The organism is Pseudomonas sp. B16120, assembly GCF_044218845.1.
GTDB classification, from domain to species: domain Bacteria; phylum Pseudomonadota; class Gammaproteobacteria; order Pseudomonadales; family Pseudomonadaceae; genus Aquipseudomonas; species Aquipseudomonas paracarnis.
Genome location: NZ_CP162588.1, coordinates 5,914,911 through 5,928,022 on the forward strand (window position 1 = coordinate 5,914,911; position 13,112 = coordinate 5,928,022).

16 protein-coding genes are annotated in these 13,112 nt (G+C 61.4%); 13 read left to right on the forward strand and 3 right to left on the reverse strand.

Annotation, left to right across the window (positions count from 1 at the left end; genetic code table 11):
- Positions 1–74 precede the first annotated feature (74 nt).
- From pyrR to AB4P90_RS27705, 3 genes are read left to right on the forward strand one after another with little or no spacing between them, the layout of a single operon-like run.
- Positions 75–581 (forward strand): bifunctional pyr operon transcriptional regulator/uracil phosphoribosyltransferase PyrR, encoded by a 507-nt coding sequence (gene pyrR, locus AB4P90_RS27695; protein ID WP_014720324.1) that lies wholly within the window; start codon positions 75–77, stop codon positions 579–581.
- Positions 582–605: 24 nt separating this feature from the next.
- Positions 606–1,610, forward strand: a complete 1,005-nt coding sequence (locus AB4P90_RS27700) for an aspartate carbamoyltransferase catalytic subunit (RefSeq protein WP_014720325.1) — start codon at positions 606–608, stop codon at positions 1,608–1,610.
- On the forward strand, positions 1,607–2,878 hold the full coding sequence (locus AB4P90_RS27705) for a dihydroorotase (protein WP_014720326.1): 1,272 nt from the start codon (positions 1,607–1,609) through the stop codon (positions 2,876–2,878). The genes AB4P90_RS27700 and AB4P90_RS27705 overlap by 4 nt, the downstream gene beginning before the upstream one ends.
- 43 nt (positions 2,879–2,921) lie before the next feature.
- On the opposite strand, the gene AB4P90_RS27710 is transcribed toward AB4P90_RS27705, so the two are convergent.
- Entirely contained in the window at positions 2,922–3,350 is a 429-nt protein-coding gene (locus AB4P90_RS27710; protein WP_020301920.1) for a TM2 domain-containing protein, read from the reverse strand.
- 249 nt (positions 3,351–3,599) lie between these two features.
- On the opposite strand from AB4P90_RS27710, the gene AB4P90_RS27715 reads away from it, so the two are divergent.
- Positions 3,600–4,238: a C40 family peptidase gene (locus AB4P90_RS27715; protein ID WP_003195078.1), complete on the forward strand. Its 639-nt coding sequence runs from the start codon at positions 3,600–3,602 to the stop codon at positions 4,236–4,238.
- Positions 4,239–4,386: 148 nt separating this feature from the next.
- Here AB4P90_RS27715 and AB4P90_RS27720 read toward each other — a convergent pair whose 3' ends face one another.
- Positions 4,387–5,421 carry a type IV pilus twitching motility protein PilT gene (locus AB4P90_RS27720; protein WP_014720327.1) on the reverse strand — a complete coding sequence of 345 codons (1,035 nt, stop codon included), beginning with the start codon at positions 5,419–5,421 and terminating at the stop codon, positions 4,387–4,389.
- Positions 5,422–5,478: 57 nt separating this feature from the next.
- Between AB4P90_RS27720 and AB4P90_RS27725 the strand changes: the two genes are divergently transcribed.
- From AB4P90_RS27725 to AB4P90_RS27765, 9 genes are all read left to right on the forward strand, one after another.
- Positions 5,479–6,165: a YggS family pyridoxal phosphate-dependent enzyme gene (locus tag AB4P90_RS27725; protein WP_032894716.1), complete on the forward strand. Its 687-nt coding sequence runs from the start codon at positions 5,479–5,481 to the stop codon at positions 6,163–6,165.
- A 34-nt stretch (positions 6,166–6,199) separates the two neighbouring features.
- The gene (gene proC / locus AB4P90_RS27730; RefSeq protein ID WP_014720329.1) at positions 6,200–7,018 is read left to right on the forward strand and encodes a pyrroline-5-carboxylate reductase; all 819 of its coding nucleotides are present in this window, start codon (positions 6,200–6,202) and stop codon (positions 7,016–7,018) included.
- A gap of 25 nt (positions 7,019–7,043) precedes the next feature.
- Positions 7,044–7,631 carry a YggT family protein gene (locus AB4P90_RS27735; RefSeq protein ID WP_003195087.1) on the forward strand — a complete coding sequence of 196 codons (588 nt, stop codon included), beginning with the start codon at positions 7,044–7,046 and terminating at the stop codon, positions 7,629–7,631.
- Positions 7,632–7,886: 255 nt separating this feature from the next.
- Entirely contained in the window at positions 7,887–9,038 is a 1,152-nt protein-coding gene (locus AB4P90_RS27740) for a homoserine O-acetyltransferase (RefSeq protein ID WP_200599503.1), read from the forward strand.
- Positions 9,035–9,655 (forward strand): methionine biosynthesis protein MetW, encoded by a 621-nt coding sequence (gene metW / locus AB4P90_RS27745; protein ID WP_003195091.1) that lies wholly within the window; start codon positions 9,035–9,037, stop codon positions 9,653–9,655. Before AB4P90_RS27740 ends, metW begins: the two co-directional genes overlap by 4 nt.
- A 21-nt stretch (positions 9,656–9,676) precedes the next feature.
- Positions 9,677–10,111: a DUF4426 domain-containing protein gene (locus tag AB4P90_RS27750; protein WP_014720331.1), complete on the forward strand. Its 435-nt coding sequence runs from the start codon at positions 9,677–9,679 to the stop codon at positions 10,109–10,111.
- Positions 10,108–10,704: an RdgB/HAM1 family non-canonical purine NTP pyrophosphatase gene (gene rdgB / locus AB4P90_RS27755; protein ID WP_003195095.1), complete on the forward strand. Its 597-nt coding sequence runs from the start codon at positions 10,108–10,110 to the stop codon at positions 10,702–10,704. The genes AB4P90_RS27750 and rdgB overlap by 4 nt, the downstream gene beginning before the upstream one ends.
- Positions 10,701–11,903, forward strand: coding sequence for a radical SAM family heme chaperone HemW (gene hemW / locus AB4P90_RS27760; protein WP_395605521.1), 1,203 nt, complete (start codon positions 10,701–10,703; stop codon positions 11,901–11,903). Before rdgB ends, hemW begins: the two co-directional genes overlap by 4 nt.
- 19 nt (positions 11,904–11,922) lie before the next feature.
- Positions 11,923–12,246 (forward strand): DUF3392 domain-containing protein, encoded by a 324-nt coding sequence (locus tag AB4P90_RS27765; protein ID WP_003195099.1) that lies wholly within the window; start codon positions 11,923–11,925, stop codon positions 12,244–12,246.
- A 138-nt stretch (positions 12,247–12,384) separates the two neighbouring features.
- Here the strand turns inward: AB4P90_RS27765 and trmB are convergent, their stop codons facing one another.
- The gene (gene trmB / locus AB4P90_RS27770; RefSeq protein WP_003195101.1) at positions 12,385–13,110 is read right to left on the reverse strand and encodes a tRNA (guanosine(46)-N7)-methyltransferase TrmB; all 726 of its coding nucleotides are present in this window, start codon (positions 13,108–13,110) and stop codon (positions 12,385–12,387) included.
- Between the last annotated feature and the right edge of the window lie 2 nt (positions 13,111–13,112).

Genomic DNA, 13,112 nt, shown 5'->3' on the forward strand with positions numbered 1-13,112 from the left:
AAGGCTGGATGAACGCGGTGCCCATGAGTTTTTCGCGAGCAAGCTCGCTCCTACACACTTGATAAGGAGCCACTATGAGCTTGCCGAACCCTGCCGAACTGATCAGCCAGATGGCGATACGCCTCAAGGCGCACCTGGAACACCGTGCCATCGGCGAACCGCGTTTTATCGGCATACGCACCGGTGGCGTGTGGGTAGCCCAGGCATTGCTGGAAGCACTGGGCAGCGATTCGCCTCTGGGCACCCTGGACGTGTCCTTCTACCGCGACGACTTCAGCCAGAACGGCCTGCATCCACAAGTGCGCCCATCGGCCCTGCCCTTCGAGATCGAAGGCCAGCACCTGGTATTGATCGACGACGTGCTGATGAGCGGCCGCACCATCCGCGCCGCCATGAACGAATTGTTCGACTATGGCCGCCCTGCCAGCGTGACCCTGGTGTGCCTGCTGGACCTGGATGCTGGCGAACTGCCGATCAGCCCGGACGTCGTGGGTGCAACCCTGTCGCTTGCACCCCAGCAGCGGGTAAAATTGTCCGGTCCTACGCCGCTCGAACTCGAACTGCAAGACCTTGCCCTTTAAACCGCCTTGTAAAGAGTCCCCGCGATGACGCCTCTAGATGCCAAGCGCCCGCTGCAGCTCAATGCTCAGGGCCAGTTGCAACACTTCTTGTCCCTCGACGGTTTGCCCCGCGAACTGCTCACCGAAATCCTCGACACCGCCGACTCGTTCCTGGAAGTCGGTGGCCGGGCAGTGAAGAAAGTCCCGCTGTTGCGCGGCAAAACCATCTGCAACGTGTTCTTCGAGAACTCCACCCGCACCCGCACCACCTTTGAACTGGCGGCCCAGCGGCTGTCGGCCGATGTGATCACGCTGAACGTGTCCACCTCGTCGGCGAGCAAGGGCGAAACCCTGCTCGATACCTTGCGCAACCTGGAAGCCATGGCCGCCGACATGTTCGTGGTACGCCACGGCGACTCCGGCGCTGCGCATTTCATCGCCGAGCATGTGTGCCCGAACGTGGCGATCATCAATGGCGGCGACGGCCGTCACGCGCACCCGACCCAGGGCATGCTCGACATGCTCACCATTCGTCGGCACAAGGGCAGCTTTGAAAACCTCTCGGTAGCCATCGTCGGCGACATCCTGCATTCGCGGGTGGCACGTTCGAACATGCTGGCTCTCAAGGCCCTGGGTTGCCCGGATATCCGCGTGATCGCGCCCAAGACCCTATTGCCCATCGGCATCGAACAGTATGGCGTGAAGGTCTACACCGACATGGCCGAAGGCCTCAAGGATGTGGACGTGGTGATCATGCTGCGCCTGCAACGCGAGCGCATGGCCGGGGGCTTGTTGCCCAGCGAAGGTGAGTTCTACCGCCTGTTCGGCCTGACCACCGCACGCCTGGCCAAGGCCAAGCCGGATGCCATCGTGATGCACCCGGGGCCAATCAACCGCGGCGTGGAAATTGAGTCGGCGGTGGCCGACGGCCCACAATCGGTGATTCTCAACCAAGTGACCTACGGCATCGCCGTGCGCATGGCCGTGCTGTCCATGGCCATGAGCGGACAAACCGCGCAACGTCAATTCGAGCAGGAGCAGGCCCAGTGAAGCTCAGCATTCTCGGCGCCCGAGTCATCGACCCGGCCAGCGGCCTGGACCAAGTTACCGATCTACACCTGGACGCCGGCAAGATCGTCGCCATCGGCGCCGCCCCCGCCGGCTTCAACGCCGGCCAGAGCATTGACGCCAAGGGCCTGGTGGCCGCACCTGGGCTGGTGGACTTGAATGTCGCCCTGCGTGAACCGGGCTACAGTCGCAAAGGCAACATCGCCAGCGAAACCCAGGCCGCGGCAGCCGGTGGCGTGACCAGCCTGTGTTGCCCGCCCAATACCAAGCCGGTACTGGACACTTCTGCTGTGACCGAGCTGATCCTCGACCGCGCCCGCGAAGCCGGCAATTGCAAAGTGTTTCCCATTGGCGCCTTGAGCAAGGGCCTGGATGGCGAACAACTCGCCGAATTGATCGCCCTGCGTGACGCCGGTTGCGTGGCCTTCGGCAATGGCCTGGAAAGCTTTCGCAGCACGCGCACCTTGTGCCGCGCCCTGGAATACGCGGCCACGTTCGACTTGACGGTGATCTTCCATTCCCAAGACCGCGACCTGGCCGAAGGCGGCCTGGCCCATGAAGGCGCAGTGGCGAGCTTCCTCGGCCTGCCGGGCATTCCGGAAACCGCAGAAACCGTGGCCCTCGCCCGTGACCTGTTGCTGGTGGAACAAAGCGGCGTGCGTGCGCATTTCAGCCAGTTGACCAGCGCCCGGGGCGTGGCTCTGATCGCCCAGGCCCAGGCCCGTGGCTTGCGGGTAACTGCGGATGTCGCCCTGTACCAGCTGATCCTGACGGATGAGGCGCTGATCGACTTCTCCAGCCTTTACCACGTACAGCCCCCGCTGCGCACCAAGGCAGACCGTGACGGTTTGCGTGCGGCGGTGAAGTCGGGTGTGGTGTCGGCGATTTCCAGCCATCACCAACCTCACGAGCGAGACGCCAAGCTGGCACCGTTTGGCGCGACCGAGCCGGGCATCAGCAGCGTGGAGTTGTTGCTGCCATTGGCGATGACGCTGGTGGAAGACGGCTTGCTGGACTTGCCGACACTACTGTCGCGCCTGAGCGCCGGCCCGGCCGAGGCCCTGCGCTTGCCAGCGGGCCAGTTGGCGGTGGGTTCACCGGCGGACCTGGTGCTGTTCGACCTGGCAAGCTCGACGGTGGCTGGTGAGCGTTGGTTGTCCAAGGGCGAAAACTGCCCGTTCATCGGCCACAGCCTGCCGGCGACGGTGCGGTACACCTTGATGGATGGGCGGATCAGCTACCAGGCTTGACGCGCAAGCTCGTTCCCACGCTCTGCGTGGGAACGATCAGTGCTCAGCGCCCGCTGTTGCGCTCGGCATTGCGGATCGAGATCTGCGTGTTCAGCGTCCAGAAGTCATAGAGCACCCCGATCAGGAACAAACCGCCGGTCAGCAGGTAGATCAGGCCGGTGATCCATTTGCCCTGATACATACGGTGCACACCAAACACCCCCAGGAACGCCAACAGAATCCAGGCCACGTTGTATTCAATGGGCCCAGCGGTAAAACGCAGGTCGGCTTCACGGTCCATGGCCGGGATCAGGAACAAGTCGATCAGCCAGCCAATACCCAGCAAGCCGAAGGTGAAAAACCAGATCGTACCGGTCACCGGCTTGCCGTAATAGAAGCGATGAGCCCCGGTAAAACCGAAAATCCACAGTAGGTAACCAATCGCCTTACTGTGGGTGTCGTGCTGCTGACCAACCTGTTGATAGGTGTTCATGAAGGACCTCTTTTGCGTCGATAGATAAATTTTTTCATTTTCTTTGTGACTTTTTTACGGGCGCCCGACGTACGGTAAATGGTATCTTCCTGCCCTCAAAGCCTTGTACCGCCTGCCTTGTGTAGGACAATTGCGGCGAATCGTCGCGTTTTTCCTGAATTTGACCCCAAGGTTCAGTCGACAAACGGCCTGAGAACAGCACAAAAAGCTGTTATAAAGTTGCGCGCAAACCCATAAGAGCCACGCCTAATGCGACCATTTTTCAAGACATGGCTAACCATTTGCCTATTAATGCCACTGGCCGCCCACGCCACCAATCGTGAGCAACGACTTCCGAACGTTAACGGTTTCACCCCTAAAGTCCATAGCACGCCCAGCACTGCCAAAGCGGCAAAGCCGACCGTCAGCCGCCCGACTCAACTGAGCAAGGCCCACGGCAAAGTGCTTTCCACCCAGCTGGCCGTGAACACCAAGCAAAGCAGCAACGTCTTGAGCCGTGCCGTCAACGTGCTCGGTACACCTTATCGTTGGGGCGGCAGCAGCCCAAGTAAAGGGTTCGACTGCAGCGGGCTGGTGAAATATGCATTTAACGATGTAAAAGCGGTGGACCTGCCACGCACCTCCAACGCCATGGCGGCCGGCCATGGGTTGAAGGTTGACCGCAAAGACCTGAAGCCGGGCGATCTGTTGTTCTTCAAGTTGAAGAGCCGCCAGGTGAACCACGTTGCCATCTACCTGGGCAATGACCGCTTTATTCACGCACCGCGCCGTGGCAAGTCGGTGAGCATCGACACGCTGAAAAAGCCGTTCTGGGACAAGAACTACGTGATTGCCAAGCGGGTACTGCCTAAAGAGCAGAACAGCAACCTGCGGATCGTGCAGCGCTAAGCCAGGCACCACTGAAGCTCCCCCTTTGAAATGCAATCAAATGTGGGAGCTGGCTTGCCTGCGATGACGGTGTGTCAGTTGGCAGACAGAGTGCCTGACAGTCCGCTATCGCAGGCAAGCCAGCTCCCACATTGTGTATCTGTGCGTTTTAGATATCTGCCGGCACCCTCGCCTTCTCCCGCGCCTCTTCCCGACTGACCAGGCCCGCGCCCACCAACGCCTTCAAACTCATATCCAGGGTCTTCATCCCCAACGCCCCACCGGTCTGAATTGCCGAAACCATCTGCGCCACCTTGTCCTCACGGATCAAGTTACGAATCGCCGGCGTACCCAGCATGATTTCATGGGCGGCCACACGCCCACCGCCCACCTTCTTCACCAACACCTGAGAGACCACCGCCTGCAACGACTCCGACAGCATCGAGCGGACCATGGCCTTTTCCCCGGCCGGGAAGACGTCCACCAGCCGGTCTATCGTCTTTGCCGCCGACGAGGTGTGCAGAGTGCCGAACACCAGGTGCCCGGTCTCTGCCGCCGTCAGCGCAAGGCGGATGGTTTCCAGATCGCGCAATTCACCCACCAGGATCACATCCGGGTCTTCTCGCAGGGCTGAACGCAGGGCCACCGAGAAACTGTGGGTGTCACGATGCACCTGGCGCTGGTTGACCAGCGCCAGTTTCGGCCTGTGGATAAACTCGATGGGGTCTTCCAGCGTGAGGATATGCTGGCGTCGATGCCGGTTGAGGTCGTCGATCATCGCCGCCAGGGTCGTGGACTTGCCCGAGCCGGTGGGCCCGGTCACGAGCACCAGGCCGCGAGGAAGGCGGGCGATACGCTGGAACACCTCGCCCAATCCCAGCGCCTCCAGGCTCTGGACCTCAGTCGCAATAGCCCGGAACACTGCACCCACGCCGCGATCCTGGCGGAACACGTTCGCCCGGAACCGGGCGACGCCTGGCAATTCGAAGGCAAAATCCGTTTCAAGAGATGTTTCGAAATCCTTTTGTTGATGTTTATTCAGCAACGGGCTCAATAAGTCGACCACTTGGGTAGCGTCCAGCGCTGGCCCATCCAGCGGCCAAACCTCGCCATCAATGCGCAGCATCGGTGCCAGGCCGGCTGACAGATGCAGGTCTGAGGCGCCTCGGCTTACGCTGGCCGTCAGCAATTGCGTGATATCCATAGGGCTTTCCATTTCCAGTAGAATGCCGCGGACTCCATATCCACGGGCGCATCTTGAATGTCGACGATAGCAGACAACATCGGCCTGGTTAGCCAGCGCATCCGCGCCGCAGCCGACGCCGTGCAACGTGACGCAAGCAGCATCCACCTGCTGGCCGTGAGCAAGACCAAACCCGCGCAGGCAGTGCGCGAAGCCTATGCCGCCGGGCTGCGCGACTTTGGTGAAAACTACCTGCAGGAAGCCCTGGGCAAACAGGCGGAATTAACCGACCTGCCCTTGAGTTGGCACTTCATCGGCCCCATTCAATCGAACAAGACTCGCGCCATCGCCGAGCACTTCGCTTGGGTGCATTCCGTGGACCGCCTGAAAATCGCACAACGCCTGTCCGAACAACGCCCGGCCGACCTGCCGCCGCTCAATATCTGCATTCAGGTCAATGTCAGTGGCGAAGCCAGCAAGTCCGGCTGCACACCCGCCGACCTGCCGGCCCTGGCCACGGCGATCAGCGCCCTGCCGCGCTTGAAGCTGCGGGGCTTGATGGCGATTCCCGAGCCGACTGAAGATCGGGCAGAGCAGGATGCGGCGTTTGCCACGGTGCGCGACCTGCAAGCCAGCTTGAACCTGGCGCTGGACACACTTTCCATGGGCATGAGCCACGACCTTGAGTCGGCCATTGCCCAAGGCGCCACCTGGGTGCGGATCGGTACCGCGCTGTTTGGCGCCCGCGACTACGGCCAGCCGTGAAATGGCTGACATCCCTCGAAAATAAGGACCTGTCATGAGCAACACGCGTATTGCCTTTATCGGCGCCGGTAACATGGCGGCCAGCCTGATCGGTGGCCTGCGGGCCAAGGGCCTGGACGCCGAGCAGATCCGCGCCAGCGACCCGGGCGCCGAGACCCGCGAGCGCGTCAGCGCCGAACACGGCATCCAGACCTTCGCTGATAATGCCGAGGCCATCCACGGCGTCGATGTGATCGTGCTGGCGGTCAAGCCCCAGGCCATGAAGGCTGTGTGCGAGAGCCTGCGCCCGAGTCTGCAACCTCACCAACTGGTGGTGTCGATTGCCGCTGGCATCACCTGCGCCAGCATGACCAACTGGCTCGGCGCCCAGCCCATCGTGCGCTGCATGCCCAACACCCCGGCGCTGCTGCGCCAGGGCGTCAGCGGTTTGTATGCCACCGGCGAAGTCACCGCGCAGCAACGTGACCAGGCCCAGGAACTGCTGTCTGCGGTGGGCCTCGCCGTGTGGCTGGAGCAGGAACAGCAACTGGATGCGGTTACCGCCGTTTCCGGTAGTGGCCCGGCCTACTTCTTCCTGCTGATCGAGGCCATGACCGCCGCCGGTGTCAAGCTGGGCCTGCCCCACGACGTGGCCGAGCAACTGGCGGAGCAAACCGCCCTGGGCGCCGCGAAAATGGCGGTCGGCAGCGAGGTGGATGCCGCCGAACTGCGCCGTCGCGTCACCTCGCCCGGTGGCACCACACAAGCGGCTATCGAGTCGTTCCAGGCCGGGGGCTTTGAAGCCCTGGTGGAAACAGCACTGGGTGCCGCCGCACATCGTTCAGCCGAGATGGCTGAGCAACTGGGCAAATAGTCGTCCCTTACCAAGGTAATCAAACATGCTCGGAATCAATGACGCTGCCATTTTCATCATCCAGACCCTGGGCAGCTTGTACCTGCTGATCGTGCTGATGCGCTTTATCCTGCAACTGGTGCGTGCAAACTTCTACAACCCGCTGTGCCAGTTCGTGGTGAAGGCCACCCAACCACTGCTCAAGCCGCTGCGCCGAGTGATCCCGAGCCTGTTCGGCCTGGACATGTCGTCGCTGGTGCTGGCGTTGCTGCTGCAAATCCTGCTGTTCGTGGTGATCCTGATGCTCAATGGCTACCAGGCCTTCACCGTCCTGCTGTTGCCATGGGGCCTGATCGGGATTTTCTCGCTGTTCCTGAAGATCATTTTCTGGTCGATGATCATCAGCGTGATCCTCTCCTGGGTCGCACCGGGCAGCCGTAGCCCAGGTGCCGAATTGGTGGCTCAGATCACCGAGCCCGTGCTGGCACCCTTCCGTCGCCTGATTCCGAACCTGGGTGGCCTGGATATCTCGCCGATCTTCGCGTTTATCGTGATTCAGTTGCTGCAAAGCTGGGTGATTCCGCGCCTGGCCTACTTTGCTTACATGCCAAAAGAGTTGTTTGGCCTGATCTGAATGCCGTAGCCCCTATGGGAGTTGGCTTGTGTGGGAGCTGGCTTGTCTGCGATAGCATGGCTTGTGCTGATCATTCCCACGCTCTGCGTGGGAATGCAGCCCGTGACGCTCCGCGTCACCAGGGCAGGACGCAGAACGTCCCAAGAGGCATTCCCACGCGGAGCGTGGGAACGATCACGCTAACCCCCGACCATTGCTTGCCGCTAGGGTCCCCGCTCTTTAGACTTACGCCTCATTTAAACGAGAGCAGGGTCGATGCCAGCTGCCTTCCCCCCCGATTCTGTTGGACTGGTCGTGCCACAAGTGGCGCATTTCAGCGAACCCCTGGCCCTGGCCTGCGGCCGTTCGTTGCCAGCCTACGACCTGATCTACGAAACCTATGGCCAACTGAACGCCACGGCGAACAACGCCGTGCTGATCTGCCATGCCTTATCCGGCCATCATCACGCCGCCGGCTTCCATAGCGTTGACGACCGCAAGCCCGGCTGGTGGGACAGTTGCATCGGCCCCGGCAAGCCCATCGACACCAATAAGTTCTTTGTGGTCAGCCTGAACAACCTCGGCGGCTGCAACGGCTCCACCGGCCCCAGCAGCCTCAACCCGGAAACTGGCAAACCGTTCGGCGCCGACTTCCCAGTGCTGACCGTGGAAGACTGGGTGCACAGCCAGGCACGCCTGGCCGACCTGCTGGGCATCAGCCAGTGGGCCGCCGTGATTGGCGGCAGCCTGGGCGGCATGCAGGCCCTGCAATGGACCATCACCTATCCGGACCGCGTGCGTCATTGCCTGGCCATCGCCTCGGCGCCCAAGTTGTCGGCGCAGAACATCGCCTTCAACGAAGTGGCGCGCCAGGCGATCCTCACCGACCCCGAGTTCCACGGCGGTTCGTTCCAGGAAGCGGGCGTGATCCCCAAGCGCGGCCTGATGCTGGCGCGGATGGTCGGCCACATTACCTACCTGTCCGACGATTCCATGGGCGAGAAATTCGGCCGAGGCCTCAAGAGCGAGAAGCTCAACTACGACTTCCACAGCGTCGAGTTCCAGGTGGAAAGCTACCTGCGTTATCAGGGCGAGGAATTCTCGGGGCGCTTTGACGCCAACACCTACCTACTGATGACCAAGGCTCTGGACTACTTCGACCCGGCCGCCAACCACGATGACGACCTGGCAAAAACCTTCGAGCACGCCACGGCCAAGTTCTGCGTGATGTCGTTCACCACCGACTGGCGCTTTTCGCCAGCGCGCTCCCGTGAGCTGGTGGATGCCCTGATGGCCGCCAAGAAAGACGTCTGCTACCTGGAGATCGATGCACCGCAAGGCCACGACGCCTTCCTGATTCCGATCCCACGCTACCTGCAGGCGTTCAGTAACTACATGAACCGTATTTCGCTTGTGAGAACGCCATGAGAGCCGACCTGGAAATCATCCAAGACTGGATCCCCGCCGGCAGCCGCGTGCTCGACCTGGGCTGCGGCGACGGCGAACTGCTGAGCTGGCTGCGCGACCACAAGCAAGTCACCGGCTACGGCCTGGAAAACGACCCGGACAACATCGCCCAGTGCGTGGCCAAGGGCATCAACGTGATCGAGCAGGACCTGGACAAGGGCTTGGGCAACTTTGCCAGCAACAGCTTCGATATCGTGGTGATGACCCAAGCCCTGCAAGCGGTGCACTACCCGGACCGCATCCTCGACGAAATGCTGCGCGTGGGCCGCCAATGCATCATCACCTTTCCCAACTTTGGCCACTGGCGCTGCCGCTGGTACCTGGCCACCAAGGGGCGCATGCCGGTCTCCGACTTCCTGCCGTACACCTGGTACAACACGCCGAACATCCACTTCTGCACCTTCGAAGACTTCGAAGCCCTGTGTGGCGAGCGTGAAGCCAAGGTGATCAACCGCCTTGCCGTCGATCAACAGCACCGCCACGGCTGGGCGAGTAAGCTATGGCCCAACCTGTTGGGCGAAATTGGTATCTACCGGGTCAGCAGCCCTGGCCTGACCGACCACAAAGTTGCCGTCTAATCATCTTCAAGAGGGACGTTCATGAGTCGTTTGGCTATTTTTCTATTGACCGCATGCCTGGGCGCCAGCGCCATGGCCGCCGACGCTATCGACGCTAATCGCAAAAAAGACTTCGGCGATATCACCGTTCATTACAACACCTTCACTTCAAGCTTCCTGCCCGCTGAGACCGCCCAAAAAGTCGGTGTGGTGCGCAGCAAGGAGAAGGGGTTGATCAACGTGACCGTGATCAAGGGCGTAAGCCCGGTGGCCGCGCAAGTCACTGGCACGGTCAAGGATTTGGGCGGCAAGAGCGAGATCCTGACGTTCAAGCAGATCGAAGAGAAAAGCGGCATCAGCTACCTCGCGCCCTACTCGGTGACCCAGCGGGAATACAAGACGTTTACCATCAACGTTGAAACCGGCGGCAAGGCCCACGGTTTCCAATTCAACCAAGAACTGTTCCCGGCCGAATGATGAACCTTACCCAACTCGTACTCGCCAGCCACAACGCCGGCAAACTCAAAGAACTGCAAGCCATGCTCGGTGAGTCTGTGCACCTGCGTTCGATTGGCGAGTTCAGCCAGGTCGAACCGGAAGAGACCGGCCTGTCGTTCGTCGAGAATGCCATCCTCAAGGCCCGCAATGCTGCGCGTATCTCTGGCCTGCCGGCCCTGGCGGATGATTCGGGCCTGGCCGTGGACTTCCTCGGCGGCGCCCCTGGCATCTACTCCGCCCGTTACGCCGACGGCAAGGGCGACGCAGCCAACAACGCCAAGCTGCTCGACGCCCTCAAGGACGTGCCGGAGGCCGAGCGTGGTGCGCAGTTCGTCTGCGTGCTGGCCCTGGTGCGGCATGCCGATGACCCGTTGCCGATTCTGTGCGAAGGCCTGTGGCACGGGCGCATCCTGCAAGCCGCCAGCGGTGAGCATGGGTTTGGCTATGACCCGCTGTTCTGGGTGCCGGAGCGCAATGTCTCCAGCGCCGAACTGAGCCCGGCCGACAAGAACCAGATCAGCCACCGCGCCCGCGCCATGGCGTTGCTGCGCCAGCGCCTGGGCTTGAAATGACCCAGAACACCTCTGCGCAGCCGCTGATCCACGGTGGCGCGCAAACACCACGGGCGGCCCTGCCCCATCTGCCGCCCCTGGCGCTGTACATCCATATCCCGTGGTGCGTGCGCAAATGCCCGTATTGCGACTTCAACTCCCACACCGCCAGCAAAGTGCTGCCGGAAGAAGAGTACGTGGACGCCCTGCTGGCCGACCTGGACCAAGACCTGCACGCCGTGTATGGCCGTAAACTGAGTTCGATCTTCTTTGGCGGCGGCACGCCCAGCCTGTTCAGCGCTGCTGCACTGGGCCGCCTGCTCAAGGGCGTTCAAACGCGTATCCCGTTTACCGACGATATCGAGATCACCCTGGAAGCCAACCCCGGTACGTTCGAACAAGAGAAGTTCGTGGCGTACCGCAAACTGGGGATCAATCGCCTGTCCATCGGCATCCAGAGCTTCCAGCAAGAGAAGCTCGAAGCCCTGGGCCGCATCCACAATGGCGATGAAGCCGTGCGCGCAGCCGGCATGGCGCGCCAGGCCGGGTTCGATAACTTCAACCTGGATTTGATGCACGGCTTGCCCAACCAGTCCCTGGAGGACGCCTTGGGCGACCTGCGCCAGGCCATTGCACTCAAGCCCACGCACCTGTCCTGGTACCAACTGACCCTGGAACCCAACACCGTGTTCTGGAACCAGCCACCCGCGCTGCCGGAAGACGACACGCTGTGGGATATCCAGGAAGCCGGCCAGGCACTGCTCGCCGAACACGGTTACGCACAATATGAAGTCTCGGCCTACGCCCAACCGGGGCGGCCGGCGCGGCATAACCTCAATTACTGGAGCTTTGGCGACTTTATCGGCATAGGCGCCGGCGCCCACGGCAAGCTCAGCCACCCGGACGGGCGCATCATCCGCACCTGGAAAACCCGTGCACCAAAGGACTACCTCAACCCGGCCAAAAGCTTCCAGGCCGGCGCGAAAGAACTGACCAACGATGAACTGCCGTTCGAGTTCCTGATGAACGCGCTGCGCCTCACCGAAGGGGTTGATGCCAAGCTCTACGCCGAGCGCACCGGCCTCGATCTGGCGAGCCTCGATGAAGGCCGCCGCGACGCAGAACAAAGTAGATTAATGCAGGTCGAACCGTCACGCCTGGCGGCCACCGACCGCGGGCAACTCTTTCTCAATGACCTGTTGCAGAAGTTTTTGAGCTGATAGCTCTTAAGGAAATCGAATGGATCTGGTACTCGACCTGCTCGCCACCGTATCCCGCTGGAGCCGTAGCAACCTGTCGGAAATCTCGTTGGCCCTTGTGGGCTGTTTGCTGGTGCTGTTCGGCGCCGACATCAAGGGCTGGGTCGAAGCACGCCTGGGCAGCATCGCCGGCGCCTTGCGCGTACCCTTGATGGCCCTGCTGTGCCTGATCGGCAGTGGTGCGGCGTTGATCTACGCTACGCCGTGGATTGTGCGGGGATTGAGCCAGTTCAATAACTACAGCCTGGCGCCGGTGTTGATCGTGGTGCTGGTGTTGATTGGCGTGGTAGCAGACCGCCGCTGACCCAGCAGGCACTACAAAACACATGTGGGAGCTGGCTTGCCTGCGATACAGACACCTCGGTGTATCAGTGATACCGAGGTGATGTTATCGCAGGCAAGCCAGCTCCCACATTTGATTGCGTTTCAAGCTGATGACTGTTTAAGCCAGCTTCTCGAACTTCAAATCCCACACCCCATGCCCCAACCGCTCGCCACGGCGTTCGAACTTGGTGATCGGCCGCTCGGCCGGGCGTGGCACGCATTTGCCGTCTTCGGCCAGGTTGCGGTAGCCGGGGGCGACGTTCATCACTTCCAGCATGTATTCCGCGTACGGTTCCCAGTCGGTGGCCATGTGCAGGATGCCGCCCACTTTCAGCTTGCTGCGCACCAGTTCCGCGAAGGACGCCTGGACGATGCGGCGCTTGTGGTGACGGGCCTTGTGCCATGGGTCGGGGAAGAACAGCATCAGGCGGTCGAGGCTGTTGTCGGCGATGCAGCGGTTGAGCACTTCAATCGCATCGCAGTCGTAGACCCGCAGGTTTTTCAGGCCTTGGGTCAGCACACCGTTGAGCAGTGCGCCGACGCCTGGGCGGTGCACTTCCACACCGATGAAATCCTGCTCCGGCGCGGCTGCGGCCATTTCCAGCAGGGAATGGCCCATGCCGAAACCGATTTCCAGGGAGCGCGGGGCCGAACGGCCGAACACTTGGTCATAGTCCACCGGCGCATCGGCCAGGGGCAGTACGAACAGCGGCGTGCCCTGTTCCAGGCCCTTTTGCTGGCCTTCGGTCATGCGGCCGGCGCGCATCACAAAACTCTTGATGCGGCGGTGCTTGGACTCGTCGCCCTCTTCTACGGTGTTCGGCGTTTCGTTTGATTCAGTCATCA

Bases quoted from the DNA above. Each gene is read 5' to 3' on its own strand.
- pyrR (WP_014720324.1), top strand. From the start codon at position 75: ATGAGCTTGCCGAACCCTGCCGAACTGATCAGCCAGATGGCGATACGC.
- AB4P90_RS27700 (WP_014720325.1), top strand. From the start codon at position 606: ATGACGCCTCTAGATGCCAAGCGCCCGCTGCAGCTCAATGCTCAGGGC.
- AB4P90_RS27710 (WP_020301920.1), bottom strand. From the start codon at position 3,350: ATGAACACCTATCAACAGGTTGGTCAGCAGCACGACACCCACAGTAAG.
- AB4P90_RS27715 (WP_003195078.1), top strand. From the start codon at position 3,600: ATGCGACCATTTTTCAAGACATGGCTAACCATTTGCCTATTAATGCCA.
- AB4P90_RS27720 (WP_014720327.1), bottom strand. From the start codon at position 5,421: ATGGATATCACGCAATTGCTGACGGCCAGCGTAAGCCGAGGCGCCTCA.
- AB4P90_RS27725 (WP_032894716.1), top strand. From the start codon at position 5,479: ATGTCGACGATAGCAGACAACATCGGCCTGGTTAGCCAGCGCATCCGC.
- proC (WP_014720329.1), top strand. From the start codon at position 6,200: ATGAGCAACACGCGTATTGCCTTTATCGGCGCCGGTAACATGGCGGCC.
- AB4P90_RS27735 (WP_003195087.1), top strand. From the start codon at position 7,044: ATGCTCGGAATCAATGACGCTGCCATTTTCATCATCCAGACCCTGGGC.
- AB4P90_RS27740 (WP_200599503.1), top strand. From the start codon at position 7,887: ATGCCAGCTGCCTTCCCCCCCGATTCTGTTGGACTGGTCGTGCCACAA.
- metW (WP_003195091.1), top strand. From the start codon at position 9,035: ATGAGAGCCGACCTGGAAATCATCCAAGACTGGATCCCCGCCGGCAGC.
- AB4P90_RS27750 (WP_014720331.1), top strand. From the start codon at position 9,677: ATGAGTCGTTTGGCTATTTTTCTATTGACCGCATGCCTGGGCGCCAGC.
- rdgB (WP_003195095.1), top strand. From the start codon at position 10,108: ATGATGAACCTTACCCAACTCGTACTCGCCAGCCACAACGCCGGCAAA.
- hemW (WP_395605521.1), top strand. From the start codon at position 10,701: ATGACCCAGAACACCTCTGCGCAGCCGCTGATCCACGGTGGCGCGCAA.
- AB4P90_RS27765 (WP_003195099.1), top strand. From the start codon at position 11,923: ATGGATCTGGTACTCGACCTGCTCGCCACCGTATCCCGCTGGAGCCGT.
- trmB (WP_003195101.1), bottom strand. From the start codon at position 13,110: ATGACTGAATCAAACGAAACGCCGAACACCGTAGAAGAGGGCGACGAG.